19 protein-coding genes and 1 pseudogene are annotated in these 23,303 nt (G+C 72.4%); 12 read left to right on the top strand and 8 right to left on the bottom strand.

What is annotated here, in order from left to right; all coding sequences use genetic code 11:
* The first annotated feature begins 42 nt into the window (after positions 1 to 42).
* Together AB0L53_RS24710 and ligD are read left to right on the top strand one after the other, a co-directional pair.
* Positions 43 to 3,267, top strand: a complete 3,225-nt coding sequence (locus AB0L53_RS24710) for a BTAD domain-containing putative transcriptional regulator (protein WP_363998007.1) — start codon at positions 43 to 45, stop codon at positions 3,265 to 3,267.
* Positions 3,268 to 3,298: 31 nt separating this feature from the next.
* Positions 3,299 to 4,459 carry a non-homologous end-joining DNA ligase gene (gene ligD / locus AB0L53_RS24705; protein ID WP_363998004.1) on the top strand — a complete coding sequence of 387 codons (1,161 nt, stop codon included), beginning with the start codon at positions 3,299 to 3,301 and terminating at the stop codon, positions 4,457 to 4,459.
* A 6-nt stretch (positions 4,460 to 4,465) separates the two neighbouring features.
* Here ligD and AB0L53_RS24700 read toward each other — a convergent pair whose 3' ends face one another.
* The gene (locus AB0L53_RS24700; RefSeq protein WP_363998001.1) at positions 4,466 to 5,365 is read right to left on the bottom strand and encodes an NAD(P)H-binding protein; all 900 of its coding nucleotides are present in this window, start codon (positions 5,363 to 5,365) and stop codon (positions 4,466 to 4,468) included.
* Between the two features lie 192 nt (positions 5,366 to 5,557).
* Between AB0L53_RS24700 and AB0L53_RS24695 the strand changes: the two genes are divergently transcribed.
* On the top strand, positions 5,558 to 5,671 hold the full coding sequence (locus tag AB0L53_RS24695) for a thiamine pyrophosphate-dependent enzyme (protein ID WP_363997998.1): 114 nt from the start codon (positions 5,558 to 5,560) through the stop codon (positions 5,669 to 5,671).
* A gap of 108 nt (positions 5,672 to 5,779) precedes the next feature.
* Here AB0L53_RS24695 and AB0L53_RS24690 read toward each other — a convergent pair whose 3' ends face one another.
* The 3 genes from AB0L53_RS24690 to AB0L53_RS24680 all read right to left on the bottom strand — a co-directional run bounded on the left by AB0L53_RS24690 (position 5,780) and on the right by AB0L53_RS24680 (position 8,545).
* Positions 5,780 to 6,640 (bottom strand): PmoA family protein, encoded by an 861-nt coding sequence (locus AB0L53_RS24690; protein ID WP_357951259.1) that lies wholly within the window; start codon positions 6,638 to 6,640, stop codon positions 5,780 to 5,782.
* The gene (locus AB0L53_RS24685; RefSeq protein ID WP_363997994.1) at positions 6,637 to 7,719 is read right to left on the bottom strand and encodes a Gfo/Idh/MocA family oxidoreductase; all 1,083 of its coding nucleotides are present in this window, start codon (positions 7,717 to 7,719) and stop codon (positions 6,637 to 6,639) included. Before AB0L53_RS24685 ends, AB0L53_RS24690 begins: the two co-directional genes overlap by 4 nt.
* 76 nt (positions 7,720 to 7,795) lie before the next feature.
* The gene (locus AB0L53_RS24680) at positions 7,796 to 8,545 is read right to left on the bottom strand and encodes an IclR family transcriptional regulator (RefSeq protein WP_363997991.1); all 750 of its coding nucleotides are present in this window, start codon (positions 8,543 to 8,545) and stop codon (positions 7,796 to 7,798) included.
* Positions 8,546 to 8,625: 80 nt separating this feature from the next.
* Here AB0L53_RS24680 and AB0L53_RS24675 point away from each other — a divergent pair, with 80 nt between their 5' ends.
* The 8 genes from AB0L53_RS24675 to AB0L53_RS24640 all read left to right on the top strand — a co-directional run bounded on the left by AB0L53_RS24675 (position 8,626) and on the right by AB0L53_RS24640 (position 18,816).
* On the top strand, positions 8,626 to 9,780 hold the full coding sequence (locus tag AB0L53_RS24675; RefSeq protein WP_363997988.1) for a 4-hydroxybenzoate 3-monooxygenase: 1,155 nt from the start codon (positions 8,626 to 8,628) through the stop codon (positions 9,778 to 9,780).
* Between the two features lie 19 nt (positions 9,781 to 9,799).
* Positions 9,800 to 10,468, top strand: a complete 669-nt coding sequence (gene pcaH, locus AB0L53_RS24670; RefSeq protein ID WP_363997985.1) for a protocatechuate 3,4-dioxygenase subunit beta — start codon at positions 9,800 to 9,802, stop codon at positions 10,466 to 10,468.
* Complete coding sequence (locus AB0L53_RS24665; protein ID WP_363997982.1) at positions 10,465 to 10,989, top strand: protocatechuate 3,4-dioxygenase subunit alpha; 525 nt, start codon at positions 10,465 to 10,467, stop codon at positions 10,987 to 10,989. Before pcaH ends, AB0L53_RS24665 begins: the two co-directional genes overlap by 4 nt.
* Positions 10,979 to 12,334 carry a lyase family protein gene (locus AB0L53_RS24660; protein ID WP_363997979.1) on the top strand — a complete coding sequence of 452 codons (1,356 nt, stop codon included), beginning with the start codon at positions 10,979 to 10,981 and terminating at the stop codon, positions 12,332 to 12,334. The genes AB0L53_RS24665 and AB0L53_RS24660 overlap by 11 nt, the downstream gene beginning before the upstream one ends.
* An 8-nt stretch (positions 12,335 to 12,342) precedes the next feature.
* Entirely contained in the window at positions 12,343 to 13,542 is a 1,200-nt protein-coding gene (gene pcaC / locus AB0L53_RS24655; RefSeq protein ID WP_363998517.1) for a 4-carboxymuconolactone decarboxylase, read from the top strand.
* Between the two features lie 157 nt (positions 13,543 to 13,699).
* Positions 13,700 to 13,942, top strand: coding sequence for a DUF6229 family protein (locus AB0L53_RS24650; protein ID WP_357951270.1), 243 nt, complete (start codon positions 13,700 to 13,702; stop codon positions 13,940 to 13,942).
* A gap of 6 nt (positions 13,943 to 13,948) precedes the next feature.
* Entirely contained in the window at positions 13,949 to 16,906 is a 2,958-nt protein-coding gene (locus tag AB0L53_RS24645; protein WP_363997976.1) for a type 2 lanthipeptide synthetase LanM family protein, read from the top strand.
* Positions 16,903 to 18,816 (top strand): ABC transporter ATP-binding protein, encoded by a 1,914-nt coding sequence (locus AB0L53_RS24640; RefSeq protein ID WP_363997973.1) that lies wholly within the window; start codon positions 16,903 to 16,905, stop codon positions 18,814 to 18,816. The genes AB0L53_RS24645 and AB0L53_RS24640 overlap by 4 nt, the downstream gene beginning before the upstream one ends.
* On the opposite strand, the gene AB0L53_RS24635 is transcribed toward AB0L53_RS24640, so the two are convergent.
* From AB0L53_RS24635 to AB0L53_RS24620, 4 genes and pseudogenes are all read right to left on the bottom strand, one after another.
* Positions 18,782 to 20,797: an AAA family ATPase gene (locus AB0L53_RS24635; protein WP_363997970.1), complete on the bottom strand. Its 2,016-nt coding sequence runs from the start codon at positions 20,795 to 20,797 to the stop codon at positions 18,782 to 18,784. The genes AB0L53_RS24640 and AB0L53_RS24635 overlap by 35 nt on opposite strands.
* Positions 20,798 to 20,900: 103 nt before the next feature.
* Positions 20,901 to 21,302 (bottom strand): hypothetical protein, encoded by a 402-nt coding sequence (locus tag AB0L53_RS24630; protein WP_363997967.1) that lies wholly within the window; start codon positions 21,300 to 21,302, stop codon positions 20,901 to 20,903.
* Positions 21,299 to 21,520 (bottom strand): annotated as a pseudogene (locus AB0L53_RS24625) (Glu/Leu/Phe/Val dehydrogenase dimerization domain-containing protein); the annotation flags it as partial. The pseudogene AB0L53_RS24625 and the gene AB0L53_RS24630, both read right to left, overlap by 4 nt.
* A 198-nt stretch (positions 21,521 to 21,718) precedes the next feature.
* The gene (locus tag AB0L53_RS24620; RefSeq protein WP_358553387.1) at positions 21,719 to 21,967 is read right to left on the bottom strand and encodes an SCO4226 family nickel-binding protein; all 249 of its coding nucleotides are present in this window, start codon (positions 21,965 to 21,967) and stop codon (positions 21,719 to 21,721) included.
* Positions 21,968 to 22,178: 211 nt separating this feature from the next.
* Here AB0L53_RS24620 and AB0L53_RS24615 point away from each other — a divergent pair, with 211 nt between their 5' ends.
* Positions 22,179 to 22,982: an SAM-dependent methyltransferase gene (locus tag AB0L53_RS24615; RefSeq protein ID WP_363997964.1), complete on the top strand. Its 804-nt coding sequence runs from the start codon at positions 22,179 to 22,181 to the stop codon at positions 22,980 to 22,982.
* Positions 22,983 to 23,303 lie beyond the last annotated feature (321 nt).

The raw sequence follows: 23,303 nt of genomic DNA, 5'->3' as shown, positions 1-23,303 counted from the left end.
CGTTTTACCATTTGAGGGGGATTTGGGGTTGACTTGGGGTTTGTGGATGTCCGTCTTTTCGGCCGGCTTGAGGTCGACTCCGCCGATGGTGTTCGGCTCGATCTCGGCACGCGTAAGCAGCGGGCCGTGCTCGCCGTGCTGGCCCTCTCACCAGGGCGCGTAGTACCGCTCGACCGGTTGATCGAGGAGCTGTGGGCCGGGGAGGCGCCGGCCAAGGCGACGGCGACCCTCCAGGCGTACGTCTCCCACCTGCGCCGGGTGCTGGAACCCGGCAGGAAGCCGCGCACGCCGCCCCGCCTGCTGCTCACCCGCGAGCCCGGCTACCTGCTCGACATCGCGCCGGGACAGGTCGACGCGGGCCGCTTCACCGCGCTGGCCGAGGACGGGCGGCGGGTGCTGCGGGGCGGCAGGTACGCCGAGGCGCTGGAGGTGCTCGACCGAGGGCTCGGGCTGTGGCGGGGTGAGCTGCTGGGGGAGTTCGCCGACCTGGAGTTCGCGCGGCGGGCCGTACACCGGCTGGAGGAGTTGCGGCTGGGGGCGGCCGAGGACCGGTTCGAGGCGCGGCTGGCGCTCGGCGAGGCCGGGCTGCCGGATCTGGAGGCGCTGGTCGAGGCTCATCCCTACCGGGAGCGGGCGTGGGCGCTGCTGGTGCTGGCGCTCTACCGGGCGGGCCGGCAGGCGGACGCGCTCGGGGCGCTGCGCCGGGTCCGGTCGCTGCTGGACGCCGAGCTGGGCATCGAGCCGGGGCCGGAGCTGAAGCGGCTGGAACAGGCGGTGTTCGACCAGTCGCCCGACCTGATGACCCTCACCGCACCCGGCCTCACCGCCCCGACCGCCTTCACCACTCCCGTTCCCGACGACCGCTTCGAGCGGCGGCGCGCGTCGGCGGACGACTCGGTCAGCAGTCGAGGCACGGGCGGTCAGCGGCTGATCGCGCGGGACGGACAGTTGCATCTGGTCGAGGAACTGCTGGCCGAGGCCCGCCGGGGGAGGGGCGGTCTGCTGCTGGTGACCGGCGAGGCGGGCATCGGCAAGACGAGCCTGGCGCGCGCCGCCGCCGAGGTGGCCGCCGCGCGCGGCTTCCAGACGGCCTGGGGACGCTGCCTGGACGGCGAGACGGCCCCGCCCTTCTGGCCCTGGACCCAGGCCGGGCTGATCCCCGCGCAACCGCAGGCCGAGCTGTTCGACCTGTACGACGGCGTGGTGTCGCGGCTGCGCGGCGGCCCGCTCCTGCTGGTGCTGGAGGACGTGCACTGGGCCGACGTCTCGTCACTGCGGCTGCTCGGCCACGTCGCCGGTGAGCTCGCCCGTACCTCCACACTCGTCCTGGTCACGCTCAGACCCGAGCCGGGCGAGCACCCCGAGCAGCTGCGCGAGACGCTGGGCGCGCTGGCGCGAGAGAGCCACCGGGTGCCGCTGGCCCCGTTCGACGCCGGCGAGGTGCTCGACTACCTGCGTCTGCGCCACGTGGACGCGGATCCGGTGGCCATGCTCGACCGCTCGGGCGGCAACCCGTTCTACCTGACCGAGCTGCTCCTGCTGCCGGAGAGCGAGCGGGACCTGGTCCCGGCCGGTGCCCGCGACGTCATCGACCGGCGGCTCGCCCGGCTGCCCGCCGCCACGCAGGACCTGCTCAGAGCGGCCGCGGTGGCCGGCCGCGAGGTGACCGTCGACCTGCTGGCCGCGCTCACCGAGCGGCCGGTCGAGGAGGTCATGACCCTCGCCGAGCCCGCCCTCGCCGTCGGCCTGCTGACCGAGGACGCGTGGCCCGCCGACTACCGCTTCTCGCACGCCCTGGTACGCCAGGCGCTGGACGCGGGCCTCACCCGGCTGGCCAGAGCCCGGCTGCACCTGAGGGCCGGTACGTACCTGGAGACCTTGCCCGGCGCCGACCCCGCCCAGCTCGCCGGCCACTTCGCCGCGGCCGCGAAGCTGGGCGGCACGGACCGGGTTGTGGCCTATGCCGTCGCCGCGGCTCGGGAGGCGGTGGCCCGTCACGGCTACACCGAGTCGGTCACGTTCTGGGAGCTGGCGGTCGCGCACCTGCCGCCCGGCGACTCGGCCGATCGCTGCCACCTGCTGACCGAGCTCGGTCAGGCCCGACGTACCGTGGGCGACGCCGACGGCGCCATGCGCGACCTGACGGAGGCGATCGCGGCGGCCAAGCGGCTCGGCGACCGCGACGCGCTGGTGACGGCGGTATCGGCGTTCGGCGGGCTGTCGGTGTGGAACTGGCGGCCGTACGGCGTGGTGGATGAGCAGATGGTGTCGGTCCTGGAGGACCTGCTGGCGGGCCCGCTCGACGACCACGCCAGGGCCACGCTGCTGGGCACGCTCGGCGTCGAGCTGCACTACGGACCCCGCCGCGCCGAGGGCGAACTGCTCGCCGCGGACGCCGTGGAGCTGGCCCGCGCCCTGGGCGACCCGGCGCTGCTGGCCAGGACGCTGAACAACTACCTGATCTCCGGGTTCGTCATGGGGAACAACCCCGCCCGGCTGCGCGCCGCCGACGAGATGCTGGCCATTCCAGGGCTGACCAGGGAGGCCCGGCTGGTGGCCGGCGGCCTGCGGATGTCCTGCCTGCTCCGCGCGGGGGACCTGGCCGAGTGGGAGCGCGAGCTCGCCCGCTGCGAGCGGGTCCTGGAGGAGGTACGCCGCCCCGAGCTGGAAGCCATGGTCCGAGTCGCGCAGACGGGCGGACACACCCTGCACGGCCGCTGGGCCGAGGCGGAGGCGCTGGTGGCTGACTTCCCGGACCTCAAGTACGGTGCCAGCCCGTGGGGCGCGGAGGCCCGCCGGCTGGCCACGCTCTACACGTGCAGACGCGGCCAGGGCCGGGTGGCCGAGATCATCGACGACCTCATCGCCGCGAGCGACCTCCCGCAGATGATCCCGATGCGGCCGCTCGCCATCCTGGCCGCCCTCGACGTGGGCAAGGAGGAACTGGCCAGGGCGCTGATCGCGCGCTGGGGCACGGAGCTGCGGGACGACTGGTCGGGGGGTTTCCTGTTCCCGGCCTGGGGCCTCATCGCCGCCCGGCTCGGCACGCCGGACCCGGAAGAGCTGTACGAGCGGCTGCTGCCGGTAGCCGACCAGTTCATCGTCATGGGCATGGGCAGCGGTGCCTGGGGCTCGGTCCGCGACGTCCTCGCGGCGCTGGCCGTACGGCTGAGGCGTACCGAGGAGGCGGACGAGCACCGGCGGGTGGCGATCGCCACGTACCGGCGGCTCGGCCTGGCCTATTGGGAGGCGCGGAGCCGAAGCTGATCTGTCGGAGGCGCCCCGTATCGTGACCCTCATGCCTGACATCGAGGTCGCAGGGCGTGAAGTCCGCGTCACCAATCCCGACAAGGTGGTGTTCCCCGCCAGCGGGCACACCAAGCTCGACCTGATCCGCTACTACCAGGCGGTCGGCGAGGGCGCGCTGCGCGGCGTCCGCGGGCGGCCGATGGTGCTCAAGCGGTTCGTGCACGGGATCGAGGAGGAGGCGTTCTTCCAGAAGCGCGCGCCCGCCAAGCGGCCCGACTGGATCCAGGTGGCCGAGCTCCGCTACCGCTCCGGGCGCAGCGCCGAGGAGGTCGTCGCGACGGAGACGGCCCACATCGTGTGGGCGGTCAACCTGGGGTGCGTCGACCTCAACCCGCACCCGGTGCTGGCCGCCGACCTGGCCCACCCCGACGAGCTGCGCATCGACCTCGACCCGGTGCCGGGCGTGCGCTGGGGCGACGTGCTGCGCACGGCGCAGGTCTCCCGCGAGGTGCTGGCCGACCACGGCCTGACCGCCTGGCCCAAGACGTCGGGATCACGGGGCTTTCATGTGTACGCCCGCATCGAGCCGCGCTGGACCTTCGCCGAGGTGCGCCGGGCGGCCGAGGCGGTGGCCCGGGAGGTGGAGCGGCGGGCCCCCGAGGTGGCCACCAGCCGGTGGTGGAAGGAGCAGCGGCACGGCGTGTTCGTCGACTACAACCAGAACGCCTATGACCGTACGGTCGCCTCCGCCTACTCGGTCAGGCCGGTCGCCGACGCCCGCGTCTCCACACCGTTGACCTGGGACGAGGTGCCGGGCTGCCGGCCGGGCGACCACACGATCGACACGGTCCCCAAGAGGTTCGCCGAGCTGGGCGACCCGTGGGCGGACATGGACCTGCACGCGGGCGGCCTGGACTCGCTGCTGGAGCTGGCCGAGTCGCAGGGGCCCGCCCCCGAGCGGGAGGACCTTCCCGTCGTCGAGATCGCCAGGGCGCAGCACAAGGACGAGGCGCTGGCCGGGTTCGAGCGGTGGAAGGCCAGGCACCCCGAGGTGGCCGACCACCTCCAGCCCGCCGACGTGCTGGTCGACGGCATGCGCGGGCGCAGCAGCGTGTGGTACCGCATCCGGGTCAATCTCCAGCACGTCCCGGAGGCCCAGCGACCGGCCCAGGAGCCGCTGGAGGTCGACTACGACCCCTGGACCATTTAAGGCGGGTCAGGCGCGGGTCGGGCGCTCGTAGCCGTCGTCTCCGCCGTAGACGTGCGAGTTCGGGTCGAGGTCCGGCTGGGTGGCCGGGCTGGTCGGCGAGGCGGTGTGCTCGACGGCGAAGTCGTCCGACGGCTCGGGCGGGGCGGGGAAGAGGTGGTCGTGCCAGGTGATCCGCCCCAGCGGCGTGGCGTCCGTGGTGTGCCAGCCGGCCCGCTGGGCGGCCCACCTGCCGCCGGGATAGCGCACCGGCAGTAGCAGACGGCGCAGCTTCTTGGCTTGCAGCCAGGGTCTGACCACCGCGTCCATGCCGATCACCTCGGGCCCGCCATATTCGATCACGCCCCGCTCGGGACCGGCGGCGACCAGGTCGGTCAGATACACGGCGACCTCGGAGCGGTCCACGGGCTGCCAGGGGAGCGTGCGGTCCACCGGGATCGCGGGGTAGGTGGCGGCCAGCTCCCGGAGCAGCTGGTCGAGGTGCTGGTGGAAGGTGGTGGAGCGGAGGATCGTCCAGCCGATCCCGCTCTCCCTGATCAGCCGCTCGGCTTCGAGCTTGTCCTCGAGATACCCGGTCGCGGCCTGGTCGGCGCCGACGATCGAGGTGAACACCAAATGCGGCACCCCGGCTTCCTTGGCCGCGTCGAGCAGCACCGCGGTGCCCGCGACATCGACGGAACCGGCCCGGTGGCCCTTGCGGGCGAAGGTGGCGAGATGGATGATCGCGTCGACGTCCCGCACGGCGCTGTAGACGCCTTTGCCCCCAGTCAGGTCACCCCATACCCATTCGACGTCCCGGCCTGAGTGCGCCTCGCGGCTCAACGCCCGCACCGCGTGACCCGTCCTGAGGAGTGTGGGCACCACTGCTTTGCCCAGCATGCCGGTTGCCCCCGTGACCAGAATGTGCATTCCCCGCCCCTACCCGCAGCCTGGGAATTCTCCCGAAATGACAACGAAATTCATCGCATGCTTGGTCAAAGGGTCTGTCTACTTCGGTCGAGGGTAGGGCCGGGGTCATGGCACGCATAGCAGCGGAATCCCTGGTAGAGCGGCTCGCCGAGTGGGGCGTCGACACCGTCTTCGGCATGCCGGGCGTTCGCCATGCTCATGGCCGAGTTCCTCACCGCCGCCCAGCAGCGGCTGCCGGTCAAGGTCGTCATCAACAACAACCGCTCGCTCGGCATGATCCTTTGGGAGCAGATGGTCCTCGGCTAGAGCTTCGCCCAGGCGTTCATCAAGGGCCAGCCGCACCGGGCCGCCATCGCCACCACCCTGTTCAAGGACCGGATCCAGCGGCTCGGCGACTAGCCGGCGAGTCAGCGGCTAGTCGGCAGCTCGGCGCTTGGCCAGGTGCTCCTCGATCCGCTCGGTGCCCCACCAGCCGGTCGCCAGCACGATCCGGTAGCGGCGGGCGATCGTCTGCCCGCGCGCCAGCTCGAACTCCTGGTGGAAGGCCCATGAGGGATTGACCGCGGCGAACGGGCCACTGCGCACGAACCAGTGCGACTCCGGCCCCGGCTCCGGTACGAAGATCAGCGTGGACGACCGGTCCACCTCGTCGTGCCGCCCCTGGAAGGCCAGCCAGCGGGCCCGCTGCCCCATCATCTCCTCGCCGCCCATCCCGTCGGGGCCGAGCACCTCGCCGCCGGTGAACGAGCGCGGGCCGCGCCAGAACAGGCCGCTGTATCCGGCGAGCGGGCGGCCGTGCGTGGTGGGACTGCCGAAACGCAGCGGCTCCTCGCGCAGGCCGGTGAGGGTCGTGTGCCAGACCAGCTCCCAGGAGCCGTTCGCCGGGTCGACCGCCTCGACGGTGAGCTCGCGCCGCTCCTCCACCCAGGGCTCGCCGCGCGAGCTGCGCCAGGTCAGCTGCCCCGACAGGCCGTCTTCGCGTACGTCGAGGGTGTCGTGGCGCATCGTGCCGTTGTTGTCCAGGTCGATGTAGCGCTTCTCCTCGCGGACGAACGTGCCGCCGCCCCAGAAGTTCTGGCCGGACACGTGCGAGGCGGTCAGCTGCAGGCCCTTGTGCCAGCGGTGGTCGTGCGGCCGGTAGGAGGTCACCACGTCACCGGCCAGCGTACGCATCGGGTGGATGTACGGCTTGGGCGCCTCGAACGGCTGCGGGTCGGGTTCGTGGACGTAGCGCATCAGCTCCACGCCGTGCGCCTCGAAGACGATCGCGCTCATGAAGGGCTCCATCCGGGGGTGTCGCCGTGCAGGCTGCGGTAGAAGGGATCGCCGGGGCCCACCTCGCCCGCGTGTACCGTACCGCCGGTCAGCGCCGCCTTGTACATGGCGGTGATCAGCTCCAGCGACCGGCGTCCGTCCCGCCCGCTGGCCCGGGGCCGCCGGCCCGCGCGCAGGTCCGTCACCAGGGCCCGCAGCTGCTTCAGGTGGGAGGTGGGCTCGTCCTCGGCGGGCGGCCACTCGATCGGGCCGGCATGCTCGGCCGGGGTGCAGGTCCAGTCGTCGTTGGCGTAGCCGTACAGGTGGGTCAGCTCCAGCGTGGCGTCGGCGAGGTCGATGCGTATGTGGCTGACCTGCCGCGGCGACAGCACGCTGTTGACCACCGTGGCCAGGGCGCCGGACTCGAAGCGGACCAGCGCGGTCGTGACGTCGTCGGTCTCGACGTCACGCGCCAACCTGGCCGCCATGGCGCGTACCTCGCTCCACTCGCCGAGCAGCTCCAGCAGCAGGTCGAGCTGGTGGATGCCGTGGCCCATCGCGGGGCCGCCGCCCTCGGTCTCCCAGCGCCCGCGCCACGGCACCGCGTAGTAGGCGTCGTCGCGGTACCAGGTGGTCTGGCAGTGCGCGACGTACGGCGTGCCGAGCGCGCCCTTCTCGATCAGCCGCCGCAGGTGCTGCGCGCCGGAGCCGAACCGCTGCTGGAACACGATCGCCGCGTACGGCCCGCCCTCCTGCTCGGCCGCGACCATGGCGTCGTACTCGGCCAGCGACAGGCACGGCGGCTTCTCGCACCACACCCACGCGCCCGCGCGCAGCGCGGCCGCCACCTGGGCGGCGTGCAGGGAGGGCGGGCTGCAGACGTCGACCAGGTCGGGGCGTACCTCGGCGAGCATGCCTTCGAGGTCGTCGGAGGCGTACGGCACGCCGAACCGGTCGGCGAACGCCTGGGCCAGCTCGGCGGTCGCGTCCACGACGGCGACCACCTCGATGTCGTCAGACAGCTCCTGGAAGGCGGGCATGTGCGCGAAGCTCGCGATCGCGCCGCCGCCGACGATGGCGACGCGCAGGGGGGACGGCACGGGCGACCTCCTTTGGAGACCTTTGGAAAGCGCTTACCGGAGCACGTTATGGTGCGCGGGCACTCCTGGGCAAGAGCTACGCCGTGGCGGCGCATGCCTTGGCGATTCCGTTCGCGGCGGTCAGCAGGGGCTCGACCAGCCGGGGGAGCTCGCGGGCGCGCCTGGAGGACAGGACCATGCCGAGCGCGGCGATGGCCCGGCCGTCGACCAGGACCGGGGCCGCGGCCGAGCAGGAGCCGAGCGTCATCTCCTCGTACGTCAGCGCGTACCCCTGGGCGCGTACGGTGGCCAGCTCGCGCGCCAGCCGCCCCGGCTCGGTGATCGTGTGCGGGGTCGGCCGTTCGAGCACGCGGTCCAGGTACGACCGGACGAACCACTCGGGCTCATAGGCGAGCAGGGCCTTGCCGACGCCCGTCGGATGCATGGGCAGCCGCCCACCCGTCCTGGACACGATCGGCACGGCCCGCCGCCCGGCCACCTTGTCCACGTACAGCACCTCCAGCCCGTCGCGGACGGCCAGGTGCACGTTCTCGCCGGTGCTCGCGAACAGCTCCTGCAACCACGGATGGGCCAGGTCCTGGAGCTTGGCAGGCGCGAGCTGGCCCAGCTCCCACAGCCGCAGCCCGATGCGGAGCCGCCCGTCGGGCGCGCGGCTCAGCGCCTGCCACTCCTCCAGCTCGCCGACCAGCCGGTGCACCGTGCTCAGCGGGACGCCGCTGCGCCTGGCCAGGTCGGTCAGCGTGAGCTGCGGGTGCCCGGAGTCGAACGCGCCCAGGATGGCGAGCACCTTGGAGGTCACCGTGCGCCCCTGGGATCCACCTGACATACCGCAAATCCTGCACAATTCTTCCGCTCAGTGGAAGAGGCGGCTCGAACAATCGACCGCCGAAGCAGGATGCTTCCCTCATGCGCACTCAGGTAGGGATCATCGGGGCGGGGCCCGCCGGTCTGCTGCTGTCCCACCTGCTCCACCTGCGCGGCATCTCCTCCGTGGTGCTGGAGAAGCGCGGCCGCGAGTACGTGGAGCGCCGCGTGCGCGCCGGCGTGCTGGAGCAGGGGACGGTGGACACGCTGGTCGAGGCGGGCGTCGGCGCGCGGCTGCTGCGCGAGGGATTGCCGCACCGGGGCATCGAGCTCAGGTACGGCGGGCAGGGCCACCGCATCGCCTTCGAGAAGCTGGTGCCCGGCCGGTCCATCACGGTGTACGGACAGCAGGAGGTGGTCAAGGACCTGATCGCCGCCAGGCTGGAAGCGGGCGGTGACGTGCGGTTCGAGATCGAGGACGTGGCCGTGCACTCGCTGGAGGCCGAGCCGTACCTGACGTTCGGTGGCGAGCGGCTCGACTGCGACGTGATCGCCGGTTGCGACGGCTTCCACGGCGTGTCCAGGCCGTCCATCCCGCCGGGCGTTCTGCGGTTGTTCGAGCGGGACTATCCCTTCGCCTGGCTCGGCATCCTGGCCCGGGTGGCGCCGTCGTCCGAGGAGCTCATCTACGCCAGGACCGAACGCGGCTTCGCGTTGCACAGCATGCGCTCGCCCACGGTCAGCCGCTTCTACCTGCAGGTCCCGCCCGACGCCACCGTGGCGGAGTGGCCGGACGAGCGGATCTGGGACGAGCTGAAGGCGCGGCTGGAGACCGTACCCGGCTTCGTCCTGGACACCGGCGAGATCTTCGACAAGGGCGTCACGCCGATGCGGGCCTTCGTCGCCGAGCCCATGCAGTACGGCCGCCTCTACCTCGCCGGCGATGCCGCCCACATCGTGCCGCCCACCGGCGCGAAGGGGCTGAACCTCGCCGTGGCCGACGTACGCGTCCTGACCGAGGCGCTGGACCGGTTCTTCGCCACCGGCTCGGCCGACCTGCTCGACGCTTACTCCGAGTCCTGCCTGAAGCGGGTCTGGCGGGCCCAGCACTTCTCCTGGTGGATGACGACCCTGCTGCACACGTTCGACTCCGACGACGACTACGGGCGGCGGCTGCAGCTGTCCTACCTGGACTACGTGACCTCCTCCGAGTCGGCCGCGACGACGCTGGCGGAGAACTACGTGGGCTTGCCATGATCAACTTCGAAGGGCGGCCATGACCCATCCTCCTTACCTGAGCCCCGGCTACCGCAGCACGATCCTGCGCGCGCCCGCGCGGCCACCGGTGGCGTTCAGGAGCGATCCCGACGCGATCGAGTTGACCGGCCCGGTCTTCGGCCACGACGAGGTCGGCTCGCTCGACTCCGACCTGACCAGGCAGCACGCCGGGGAGCCGCTCGGCGAGCGCATCTCCGTCACGGGCCGCATCCTGGACTCCGCCGGAAAACCGGTCCGCGGCACGCTGGTGGAGCTCTGGCAGGCCAACGCCGCCGGCCGCTACGCCCACGAACGCGACCAGCACCCCGCCCCCCTCGACCCGAACTTCACCGGCGCCGGCCGCTGCCTCACCGACGAGGACGGCCGCTACCGGTTCGTCACGATCAAGCCCGGCGCCTATCCCTGGCGCAACCACCACAACGCGTGGCGGCCCGCGCACCTGCACTTCTCCGTGTTCGGGCGGGCCTTCACCGAACGGCTCGTCACGCAGATGTACTTCCCGGGCGACCCGCTGATGCCCTTCGACCCGATCCTCCAGTCGATCCCCGACGAGCCGGCCAGGCAACGGCTCGTCTCGGCCTTCTCCATGGAGCTGACCGAGCCCGAATGGTCGCTGGGCTACTCCTTCGACATCGTGCTGGGCCGAACCCCGATGGAGTCGTCATGAACCTCACGCCGTCCCAGGACGGAGCCTTCATGAAGCTCACGCCCTCCCAGACCGTGGGGCCGTTCTTCAGCCACGCGCTGCCGTACCCGCACGACTGGGAGCTGGTGCCTCCCGGACACGCGGGCGCGATCATGCTGACCGGCCGCGTCCTGGACGGCGCCGGTGAGCCGGTGCCGGACGCGCTGCTGGAACTCTGGCTGGGCCGCACCGGCGACCGCGGCGCGTTGCTGCGGGGCGACGGGGAGGTGTCCGGCTTCGGGCGCTGTGCTACGGCTCCGGATGGTTCGTTTCGCTTCCGTACGGCGCGGCCTGACGGGGCGTACCTGTCGCTGCAGGTGTTCGCCCGGGGGTTGCTGCGGTCGTTGCTGACCCGCGTCTACCTGGAGGATCTGCCTGATCCGCTGCTGGACGGCTTGGAGCCGGAACGGCGGGGGACACTGATCGCGACGGGGTCGGGGGACCGGTACCGGTTCGACGTGCGGCTCCAGGGGGATGGGGAGACGGTGTTCCTTGACTTCTGACGGGACTGCCGGCGGGGCTGCCGCGGACAGCGGGCTGCTGGCGCCGGTGCGGGCGGGCACCCGGGTGGAGGCGGTGACGTCGGACGCGGCCTGGTTGCGCGCCATGCTGGACGCCGAGGCGGCGCTGGCCCGTGCGCAGGGGCGCGCCGGGCTGATCCCCCGCGCGGCGGCCACCCTGATCGACCGGGTGGCCTCGGGGTTCACCGCGGACCTACCGGACCTCGCCCAGCGAGCCAGACAGGCCGCCAACCCCGTCGTCCCCCTGGTCGCCGACCTACGAAAAGCCGTCACCGCCGCCGAAGCCGGAGCTTTGAAGGCGGCGGTGTTCGTCCACCGGGGAGCCACCAGCCAGGACATCTGTGACACGGCCGCCATGCTGGTCGCCGCGCGTGCCGTCAGCCTGATCGCGGCGGATCTGGACGCGGCCATGGACGTGCTCGCCGGGCTGGCGGAGCGGTATCGCGACACGCTGATGGCGGCTCGCACGCTGGGCCAGCAGGCGGTCCCGACGACGTTCGGACTCAAGGCGGCCGGCTGGCTGACCGGCCTCCTGCGCGCCCGCGACCGCCTGAGCGCGCTACGCCTCCCCGCCCAGCTCGGCGGCGCGGCCGGCACCCTGGCCGCCCTCGTCGAAACCGTCCGCACCGCCGACGCCGAATCCGGTGGTGGCGAGAGTGCTCAGGCGCGGGTGCTTCGGCTGGTCGAGCTCTATGCCGAGGAGCTCGGGCTGGTCGCTCCGCCGGCGCCGTGGCATGCCGAGCGGTCCGTGGTCGCCGAGCTGGGCGCGGCCCTGGCCGGTACGGCGGGCGCGCTCGGCAAGGTGGCGACCGACGTGATCCTCATGGCCCAGACCGAGGTCGGCGAGGTGGCCGAGTCATCCCGGGGCAACTCCTCGGCCATGCCGCAGAAGCGCAACCCAGCCCTGTCGGTGCTGATCCGGTCGGCGGCGCTCCAGGTGCCCGCGTACGCCCAGCTGCTGGGACAGGCGGGGGAGCACGAGCGGGCCGCGGGCGCCTGGCAGGCGGAGTGGTTGCCACTGCGCGAATGCCTCCGCCTGACCGGCGGCGCCGCGGAGACGGCCGCCGAGCTGGTCGCCGGGCTTCAGGTGTTCCCGGACAGGATGCGGGACAACGCCTGCCTGACCGGCGGGCGCATCGTGTCGGAACGGCTCGCGGTCCACCTCGGCCGCGACGCCCTCGACGAGGCGCTGAGCCGTCCAGGTCCGCTGGAAGGGCCGGAGGAGCTGCTGGATCCCGAGGGTTATCTGGGCGCCGCGCCGGAACTCGTCGATCGCCTCCTGGCCGACTACCGTAAGCGCCGCGTCCCGGCCGACTACCGGAAGTGATCGTGAGCATGAAGCTGCATCACCGCGTCGACGGGCCTGCTGGAGCGCCGTTGCTGGTTCTCGGGCCGTCGCTCGGCACCACGCTCGACATCTGGCAGCCGCAGCTGAGCGTGCTCACCCAGTCGTGGCGGGTGCTCCGGTACGACCTGCCGGGCCACGGCGGCTCGGCCCCCGCCGCCTCCGGCCTGACGATCGACGACCTGGCGCGGGCTGTACTGGAGCTGGTGGACGATGTGGAGGACACGGAGGCCGGAGAGTTCGCGGTCGGCGGCATCTCGCTCGGCGGCGCCATTGCCACCGCGATCGCGGCCGGTCAGCAGCAGGCCCGTCAGCAGGAGCCGGGTCAGCAGGAAGCCAGTAAGCAGCAGGCCGGTCGGCAGGGTCGGGTGCGGAGCCTGGTGCTGTGCTGTACGTCGGCGCGGTTCGGGGAGCCGGGCCCGTGGCTGGAGCGGGCGGCGCTGGTACGTGCCTCGGGCGTGGCCCAGCTCGCCCCGGCGCTGGCGGCCCGCTGGTTCACCGCCGGCTACGACGGCCGCTGGGTGACGGACATGCTGGAACGCGTGGACGCCGAGTCGTACGCGGCCTGCTGCACCGCCATCGCGTCCTGCGACCTGACCGGACGCCTGGCCGCCATCACCGCCCCCACGCTGATCGTCGCGGGGGCCGACGACCCGGCCACGCCCTTGGACCAGGCTCTCACGCTGGCCCAAGGCATCCCCGGGGCGCTCTTGCGCGTGGTGCCCGGTGCGGCCCACCTGGCGAGTGTGGAGCGGGCCGACACCGTGACGTCCGCGATCGTCGGCCACCTTGGCGGCGACTCCGGTCACGCGGCCGGGATGCGTACCAGGCGTGAGGTGCTCGGCGACGCCCACGTGGATCGGGCCGTCGCCGCCACCACTGGCTTCACCCGCGACTTCCAGCACCTCATCACCCGCTACGCCTGGAACGAGATCTGGAACCGGCCGGGCCTCGACCGCCGTACCCGCAGCTGCGTCACCCTGACCGCGCTGGTCGCCCGCGGTCACCTGGACGAGCTGGCCATGCACGTGCGCGCGGCCCTGCGCAACGGCCTGACCCCCGACGAGATCGGCGAGGTGCTCCTGCAGACGGCGATCTACTGCGGTGTCCCGGCCGCCAACGCCGCCTTCGCCGTCGCCCAGCGCGTCCTGGCAGAAGTCCCGACAGAAGCCCCGGCAGAAGAAGACTGACCCCGCGAGCGGGTCGAGCGCGTGCGTCCCATGAGCTGGCACGAGCATGCGCCAAGGCAAGCCACGCCCGTGCTCGATGTCCCGGCTGCAACGGATTTGCAACGTCGGTTGGCAGCATCTTGAGCGGATTGTTCGGCTCAAGGAAGGGACCGATCTCATGCCCAAACTGACCCCGGAGCAGGCCGACCGGATCGTGGCCGGCTGGCGGAGCGGTACGCAGCTCGTCGAAGGATGGGACAACCCGGCTGGCCCGCTGTTCGCCAGCGGTGAGTACGCGGAAGCGGACATCACCCTCGAATCCATCCTCGCCGCGTCGGGCTGCAACCCGCCTCCCCCTCCGCTCACCGAGGGCGGCTGCGGCACCGCGTGCAGCGCCTCCGCCGGGCGCTTGTGCTGCTGACCTGACATGGGGGAATACACCGTAAGCGACACCGTGCTGGACCGCCTGCTCGAACCTTCACTGGAGCGACTGGCGGCCCGGCTCGGGTCCGTCGCGGGCCTGGCGGAAACGGAGCGCCGGGCCGTACACGCGGGCGCCGCCACGGCGCTGCTGAACACCGTGCGCATGAGGACCAACCGGGTGCTGCTCCTGGAGCTGAACGCGGCCAGGATCACCGGCAGGCTCACGGGCGCCGACCCGGAGGCCAGGTGGCGGGATTGGGAGTCCCAGGCGGCGAACCCGGAGTTCTGGGAGTCGCTGGGCGGCCACTACCCGACCCTGCTCCCACGCCTGCGACGGCTGATCGGCCACAGGTGCGCGGCGGCGATGAGCCTGGCCTGCCGCTTCGCCGCCGACCGGCCGCTGCTCACGACCCTGCTCCGGCCGCTCGAGGGGGGCGATCCGGGGCAGCCCAAGGGGGGCGAGCCGGGGGAGTTGGTGAGTGTCGAGTTCGGCGCGGGTGACAGCCATCGCGGCGGGCAGAGCGTGGCGATCCTGACCTGCACCGCCGGCAAGGTCGTCTACAAGCCGCGGTCCGTAGCCGTTGACCTGGCCGCGGCGCGGCTGCTGAGCCGGTTGCTGGCCGACGAGCCCGCCGACACCCGGATCAGGGTCCCCGACGTGGTGAGCGGTGACGGCTACGGCTGGGCCGAGCACGTCGCCCATCGGTACTGCGCCGACGACGAGGAGACGCGCTGCTTCTACCGCAACCTCGGGCACTGGCTGGCCGTGATGCGGCTGATCGGCGGCACCGACCTGCACGCCGAGAACCTGATCGCCGCAGGACCGATCCCCACCGTCGTGGACTGCGAGACGCTGTTCACGCCCCAGCCGCCGACGCGCGTCTCCGGCTACGGGCTCGCGGCGGACCGGGCGGGGGCGCTGATCGGCGGCTCGGTGCTGGGCACCGGGCTGCTGCCGGGCCGGGGGCTGGCGCTCGGCTGGCGCGGCGTCGACATGTCCGCCATCGGCTCACTGCCCGGCCAGCAGCCGGTCACGGAGCTGCCCGTCATCCTCGGCGTCGGCACCGACGAGGCGCGGATCGGCCTCGCGCCCGTACGCGTCCCGCTCTCGCTTAACCACCCGAGCCCGGAACCCGTGCTGAGCAAGCACTGGGACCTGGTGGTCGACGGGTTCACCCGGCTGACCAGGCGGCTCAGGAAGCTCGACGAGGGCGGCGAGCTGGCGGGGTGGCTCGGGGAGTTCGCCGACCTGCCGATCCGGGTCGTACTCAGGTCCACCGAGAGCTACGCCGAGCTGCAGCGGATGCTCTGGCACCCGCACTCGCTGCACGACGAGCCCGCCGCCCGGCGGCGCGCGGCGGACCTGCTGGCCAGGCAGGCGGCCAACGCGCCCGGCCGGCCGGACGACCCCGAGGTGATCGAGGCGGAGGTCGAGGAACTGCTGGACGGCGATGTGCCGTTCTTCGCCACCACGCCGCGCCGTGGCCGGCTCACCGGGCCGCGCGGCACCCAGTGGGGTCCCGCCCAGGACCTGATCGCCGGGACACTTGGCCGGTGGCGGTCGGCCGACCTCGCGCTGGAGCACCAGGTGATCCAGTCCGCCCTGGTCAGCGCGTACCTGAACGAGGGCGGCGTACCCGACCAGCGGCGCTTGCTCCCGACCGTCCTGAGCACCGGCGACCTGGACCGCAGGCGGCGGACGCTGGCGGCCGACATCATGCGATCGCTGTCCGACGCCGCCATACACGCCGAGGACGGCACCGTCACTTGGATCGCGCCGGTGCTCAACCCGACCGGATGGGCGGTGCTGCCGCTCGGCCTCGACATGTACGGCGGCGCGGCCGGCATCGCCGTGCTGCTGGCGGGCTACCTGCGTGAGATGGAGGCGGGACGGGCCGACCCGGTGCCGGAGGTCGGGCAACTGCTGGCCGACGTGCTGCGTACCGTGCGGATGGCGGAGGAGCAGTGGGCCAAGGACCGGGCCGAGATCAAGACGCGACGGCCCGCGCCCGCCGGCGGCTACCTCGGGCTCGCCTCGCGGATCTGGGGCTGGCTGCTGCTGGTACGCCTGGGCGTGATCGAGCCGGCCGAGGCGTTCTCGCGGTCGGCCGACCTCGTCCGCGAGCTGCCCGCCGCGCTGGAGTCCGACCCGTCACTCGACCTGGTACGCGGCATGGCGGGCGCGGTGGTGCCCCTGCTGCGACTCCACGAGAGCGCGGGCGACGCCGACGCGGGGGATCTGGCCAGGACGATCGGCCGCAAGCTGGTGTCGGCGGCACAGGTACGCGGCGACACCGCGTGCTGGACGATCGACGGCTTCCCCGACGGCATCGGCGGCCTGGCCCATGGGGCGACCGGCATCGGCTGGGCGCTGTCCCGGCTGGCGGCGGCCACCGGCGACACCGACTGCGCGACCGTCGCCGAGGCCGCCTTCGCCTACGAGGAGACCCTGTACGTCCCCGAGACCGGCAGCTGGCGCGACCTGCGCGGCCCGGACCAGATCGGGGCGGCGTGGTGCCACGGGTCCGTCGGGATCGCGGTCGTGGCGGCCGACCAGCTCATGGAGGGCCGCGGCGACCCGGAACGACTGCGTGACCTGCTGCGGCGCGCGGCGCAGGCCAGCCAGGCCGACGGCATCGGCTGGAACCACACCCTGTGCCACGGCGACTTCGGGGCCTGGGAGGTGCTGGACCTCGCCGTCACCGCGGGGCTCGGCGCGGGCGGACTGGACCGGCCCCGGCTGGAGGCCCACCTGCTCGGCAGTGTCGAGGAGCATGGGCCGGTCAGCGGGTTCGCCAGGGACGCGTTCGTTCCGGGGCTGATGCCGGGGCTCGGCGGAGTCGCGTACCAGTTGCTCCGCATGCATCCCGAATGCCCACTGCCCTCGGTGCTCCTGCCCGACCCCGGCCCGGTCTCCAGCACGGTTCCCAGCACACTCTCCAGCACGGCGAAGCCGTCTTGAGCGCGTCCGCCGATGTCCAGATGGTGTCGCCTTACTGGCAACTCGACGACGCGGGCGACATGGGCTTCTGGCGGATGTGCCGGCGGCTGCCGGCCACCAGCCGGGCGGTGCTCGCGATCGTGGCGCGGGCGGCGCCCCGGCAGGCCGTCACGGTCGTACTGCTCCAGGTCGTGTCAGGAGCCGCCACGGCCTTCGGCCTGCTGGCCACCACGGGGGCGCTGGAACGGCTGCTCGCCACCGGCCCCACCGTGGAGGTGGTGGCGGCCGCGCTGCCCATGATCCTCCTCGTCGGCGGGGCGTACCTGCTGCGGGGCGCGGTCGAGACGGCCATCGCGGCCGCGTACGCCCGGCTGACGCCCGCGGTGCGCCGGATGGCGGAGGGGGAGTTGTTCGCGGCCGGGCTCCGCGTCGAGCTGGCCGCCTACGACGACGCCGGCTTCTACGACCGGATGCAGCGGGCGCGCGACCGGGGCCTGTTCCACCTCGCGCGGGCCGTGGACAACCTGGTCGACCTCGTCGGCGCGGCGCTGGCGTTCGCCGCCGCGTTCACCGGGCTGGCCGTCCTGCACGCCGCGCTGCTCCCGGTGCTGGTGCTGGGCGTACTCCCGTCGGCCTGGACGGTGCAGCGCTCGGCCCGGCTGGCGTACGCGCACATGACCCGCACGGTCACCCTGAACCGCCGGGTCCAGATGATCACCGAGCTGGGCACGCAGCGCGAGCCCGCCCCGGAGATCCGCGCCTGCCAGGCCGAGGAGTTCCTGCTGCGGGAGTACGCCGAGGTCGCCGACCCGTTACGCGACCAGGAGGTACGGGTGAAGGCCGGCCAGGTACGCGTCGGCTCCGTCGGCCGGGCGCTCACCGGACTCATGTCCGCCATCACGTTCACCGTGCTCGGCCTGCTGCTGCAGGCGGGCTGGATCCCGCTGGCGGTGGCCGGCGGCGCGGTGATAGCCGTACGGACCGCGAACGCCGCGCTCAGCCGGCTGGTCCACTCGGCACACCAGCTGCTGGAGCAGGGCATGTACGTGGCGGACTACCAGGAGTTCGTCGACGACGCCGCCTCCAGGAGCCGCGCGGCGGCCACCCGCACCCGCATGGCGCCGGCCGCGCCGGAGGTGATCACGCTGAGCGGCGTCGAGTTCGGCTACCCGGGCGGGACCCGCGAGGCGCTGCGCGGCATCGACCTCACCGTCCGTACCGGTCAGACCATCGCCCTCGTCGGCGAGAACGGCTCCGGCAAGACCACGCTCGCCAAGATCATCGCGGGCCTGTACGAGCCCACCAGCGGGCAGGTCAGCTGGGACGGCGTGGACATCCGCGAGATGGACCCGCACAGCGTCGGCGACCGGATCATGATGGTGCTCCAGGACCCGATCCGATGGCCGCACACCGCCCGCGCCAACGTCCGAGCCGGCCGCCACGACCGCGACGACCCCGGCGACCTGGCGCTGCGCGCCGCCGCCGAGCTGGCGGGCGCCGACACCGTGGTGGCCGGCCTGCCCAACGGCTGGCAGACGCTGCTCTCGAAGTACTTCCGCGGCGGCCAGGAACTGTCGGGCGGTCAGTGGCAGCGGCTGGCCGTCGCCCGCGGCGTCTTCCGCGACGCGCCCGTGCTGATATGGGACGAGCCGACGGCGCCGCTGGACGCCAAGGCCGAGTTCGCCGTGTACGAGTCGCTGCGCCGCCTCGCCACCGGCCGGATCGTCATCCTGATCACGCACCGGCTGGCCAGCGTACGCAACTCCGACCGGATCTACCTCCTGCACGAGGGCGCGCTGGCGGAGCAGGGCACGCACGACGAGCTGATCGCCCGATCCGGTCGATACGCGGAGCTGTACGAGTTGCAGGCCCGCATGTACGCCGACGAACTCCCTCTCACCGGAGTTCGGGGCGGTGGCTCCGGCCGTTGAGCACCGGCCTGTTGTCGCGGTGGCCGAGCAGGTCGGCGGCGCGGCGGCGGTAGACCAGCTGGGTCGGGACGGGCGTGGCGGCGTACAGGGCCTCCCTCGTCACCTCGTTGGCGAACTCGTACCCGCTGCCCGTCACCACGAGCAGGCCCACCCTCAGCGCGCGCTCACACAGCTCGGCGGCCACCTGCGGCGGCAGGCCGAGCAGCTCGCCGGCCAGCGCGGGCTCGAAGGCGCCCCGGAATACCGAGGCGGCCCGCAGCAGCCGCTCCATCAGCGAGCCGGTCCGGTGAACCCGCGCGAGCACCGCCGCGCTCAGCCCCGCCGGCACCCCGTGCTCACCCGCCGCCAGGCCGCGCAGCAGCTCGACGACGTACAGCGGGTGACCGCGCGTACGCCGGAAGACGTCGTCCGCCCACCTGCCCTGACCGCTCCGCGCGGCCAGCCGCCCGACCGCCCGCGCGGGCAGCGGCCCCAGCTCCAGCCGTACGGCTGCATGCCCGAGCGCCTCCAGCGCCGCCGCGCCCTCCCCTGAACGCGCCGTCGCGACGACCAGCAGGCGCGCGCCGGAGACCCGGCGGGCCAGGTAGTGGACGAGCTCGACGGTCGCCGTCCCGGCCAGGTGCAGGTCCTCCAGCACCAGCAGCACCGGCTCCCTGGCCGCCAGGGCCCGCAGGAACGCGGCCACCGCCTCGTACGACGATCTCCGCCCGGTCTCCCCGACCATGCCGTGGCGCCCCTGCCGCAGCGTCGGCGCGGCCTCCGGGATCAGCCTGGCCAGCGCCTCCGCCCCGTCACCCACCATGTCGCGGAGCACGGGGCCGGCGAGACGGGTGATCGGTGGCGTCAACGCGTCGGTGAACGGCTGGAGGAAGAGCGAACGCTCGCTTTTGTGGCACCGCGCCCGCAAGATGGTCCCGCCGGTGGCCCGCGCGACCCGTACCGCCTCCTCGGCCAGCCGGGACTTGCCGATGCCCGCCTCACCCACGATCAGCAGCACACCGGTCCGCCCCGCCACGGCCGCCGCCCAAGAACGGGAGATACCGGCCACCTCTTCTGCCCGCCCCGGCAGCGCGGTCTCCGCCTCCGCCCGCCCCGGCGGAACGGCCTCCGCCGCCGCCCGCGCCGCCAGGGCGGCGGCCCCCTCCTTGGCAGCCCCCTCCTTCGCGGCTCCGGCCTGCACGGCTCCGGATTTTACGGCGCCGCCCAGGGGAGCGGGCGGCTGCTCGCGCAGGACCGCCAGGTGCATGGCCCGCGTCTCGGCCGCCGGATCCGTGCCCAGCTCAGCCGCCAGGAGGTCGCGCAGCCGCTCGTAGGCCAGCAACGCCCGCGCGGGCTCGCCCGCCTCGGTGTGCGCCCGCATCAGCAGCCGGTGCGCGGCCTCGTCGAACGGGTCCGCGGCCACCGCCGCCTCAGCCGCCCGCCGCGCCCGCCCCGGCTCGGCGATGCGCAACGCCGCCGTCGCCGCCGCGTGGAGCGCCCGCCTGAGCAGCCCTGCCGCCTCACCACGCGTCGGCGCCGCCCAAGGAGCGTCGTTGTCCCCATCCAGTACGGCACCGCCGTCGAGCCGGTCGATCGCCCGTGTCGCCGCGGCGACGGCCACGGCCGCCTCGTCCTTCGCCAGCCGACTCTCCGCCTCCGTGGTCAGAGCGGCGACCTCGTCGAGATCCACGCTCACCGCCGGCGGCGCACCCAGCCGGTAGCCCCGCCTGCCGCCCGTGACCGCCTCAGGGCCGAGCGTCCTGCGCAGCCTGCTCACCAGCGTGGCGACGTTCTCCACCGGCCGTTTCGGCGGGCAATCGCCCCATAACACCTCCACGACGCGGTCGGTGGGCACAGCGTGGCCGCGCTCGACCGCCAGCAACTTCAGGAGCGTCCCGGCCCGGCCGCCGACCGTCTCGCGCATACCGTCCTTCTCGACCGCGAACGAGCCCACCAGCCGGATCAGCACCCTGCTCTCGCGGCCGTCTGTCCTGTCGATCATGTTTTCCGCCGCCTCCCCGAGCCCCTCACCTTGAGGCGTGACATCGAGGGACAGGGATGTTCCACGGGGCGGGGGCGGCTCAGTCGGCGCGTTCCCTCGTTGCCTATGGCGACCGGGAGTTTTCACCGCGTGCCGGCGACGCGACCTGCGGTGAGTTCGCGTGGGCGATCGCGGTGGCGGCTTCGACCGTCGTGATGTGCTCACGGTCCGCCCGCTCGAAGACGTCGGCGACGATCCCGCCCACGCGTTCGACTCGCGCGGTCGAACGGGCGTCGTCGTGCCCGAGGTACTGTCGCGCGAGGTGGGATCCGACGTTTCCTGCTCCATGAACGGCCACGGTCGCGCCCGCGAGATCGCCGGAGCCTTGGGCGGCGCGCGGCCCAGCCCGGATCGATGCGAGAACTCCGAGCGCCGTGTACGGGGAGGGATCGCCTTTGTCGCAGACGGACGCCGTTGCGCGGCCGATGACCTCGATATCCGCCTGCACTGTCCCGACGTCGTTCACCGGGATGAACCGGCCCCGCCCAGCGCGGCGATGAACCTGCCGTGGGCGCGCAGGAGAGCTTCGGACTTGTCGCGTACCGGATCCCCGATGACGATCCCGGCACCGCCGCCGAGGTCGAGCCCGGCGGCCGCGGCTTTCAGCGTCATGGCCCGGGTCAGGCGCAGGCCGTCAGCCATCGCGTTGCTTCGCTCGCGTACGGCCACATGCAGACGCGCTGGAACGGCTGCTGGGCAGAGACGCGCTCACCACGACGGAGGATCGTGCCGATCGACAGTCTGACGGCTCAACTCGGGCCGGATCCGCGTCCTGGACATCGCGGAGGCCGCCTTCTCGATCCCGGTCGCGCTCATCCAACGACGCCACGGCTTCCTGAGCGGCGCCGCCAAAGCCCTCCGGGACCTGCTCCTGGAGGGTGATCAGAGCGACAGCGGTACGGGGTGAATCTCGTCGGCGGGGTGGCCCGACCGCTGGTGAATCCGTTGTACGGCCTCCGCGCTCGGTGCGTCGGACAGGCAGTAGATGACGCCTTCCTCGGGGTCCGCCCACGCCTGCACGAAGGACACTCCTTCGTCGGCCTGTATCGCGAGGTCGGCCTCGTGCGCTTCGCGGAACTGCTCGTCAGTGATACCCACCATGTCGTGGTGGACGTCCATGAACCTCGTCATGGCTTCCTCCTGAAGACATCTGTCGCCGCAGACATGCTGTAGACACCCGGCGCACGTCTTTCTCAGCCTAGATCCGACATAAGTCATCAATCACCCCAATATTCCTCAAATGGCATGTCCGGGAACACCCGCCTCCCGCCTTACCCGACATATGATCATTCAACGGCCTTATGATCATTTCGACTGTTCCCGATCTCGCGAGGAGTCCACCGTGACCGAAAATTCGGACTTGTGGGCAAATGGCATCGACACCACCCGGCCCAGCATCGCCAGGGCCTATGACGTCGTGCTCAACGGCAAGGACAACTTCGAGGTCGATCGCGCGTTCGTCGCCGAGATCGTGAAAGTCGTCCCCGAGATCTACGATGTGGCCACGTACAACAGGGAGATCCTCGGCCGGGGCGTGCGCTTTCTCGTCGAGCGCGGCATCACCCAATTCATCGATCTCGGCTCCGGTTTGCCGACGGTGGAGAATACGCATCACGTCGCGCAGCGGGCCAATCCGGACGCGCACGTGGTCTATGTCGACAACGACCCGATGGTGCTGGCCCACGGCCGGGCGATCCTGGCCGAGAACGACCGGACCGGGGTGGTCACGTCCGACCTGCGTGAGCCGAAGTCGATCCTGGCCGACGAGACGGTCCAGCGGCTCATCGACCTGGACCAGCCGGTAGGCGTGATGCTGGTCGGCATCCTGCACCACCTGCATGACAGCGAGGACCCGAAGGGCATCGTCGAGGAGTACATGGCGGCGGTCCCGTCCGGCAGCTACGTCTTCATCACCCATTTCTGCTCCGCCACCCAGGACGCGCGTGACGCGGAGAAGAAGTTCCTCGCACTGCTCGGCACCGGCCGCTTCCGTACTCCCGAGGAGATCACCTCGTTCTTTGACGGGTACGAACTGGTCGAGCCCGGCGTCGTCCCGCTGCCCCTGTGGCGTCCCGAAGACACCGTCCCCGAAGTGCTCAGTGTCGGTCAGCGCCTCATGTACGGCGGCATCGCCAGGAAGCCCTGATCCGCTCGCACCGGTGAGGTCGGGGCCTCGCCCGCTGTCTCGGTGGGTCGGGGGTCCCGCCCTGCTGCCACCTGCCGGCACCCGTGGGCAAGGGGCCTCGCCCCGCTGCCCCCACTCTCCGCCCCGGCGCCTCGCCGATCGTGAGTGGCGCGCCGACGCCGCGCCGACACGTCGGCGCGGCGGCCATGGTAAGCTGGTCTCAGTTGCAGTTCTGGTACCCAAATGAACTTTGTGTGCGCCTGACGGGACGTAGCCCTCAGGCGCATTTTGTTTGCCGGTCATTTCCGGATGGGTCATTTCGGCGACGTGGGGCCCGCGACC

The sequence above is a fragment of the Nonomuraea sp. NPDC052129 genome, from assembly GCF_040680095.1.
In the GTDB taxonomy this organism is placed as follows: Bacteria; Actinomycetota; Actinomycetes; order Streptosporangiales; family Streptosporangiaceae; genus Nonomuraea.
The sequence above is the reverse complement of the archived record's forward strand: the minus strand, read 5'-3'. Positions and strand labels throughout refer to the sequence as shown.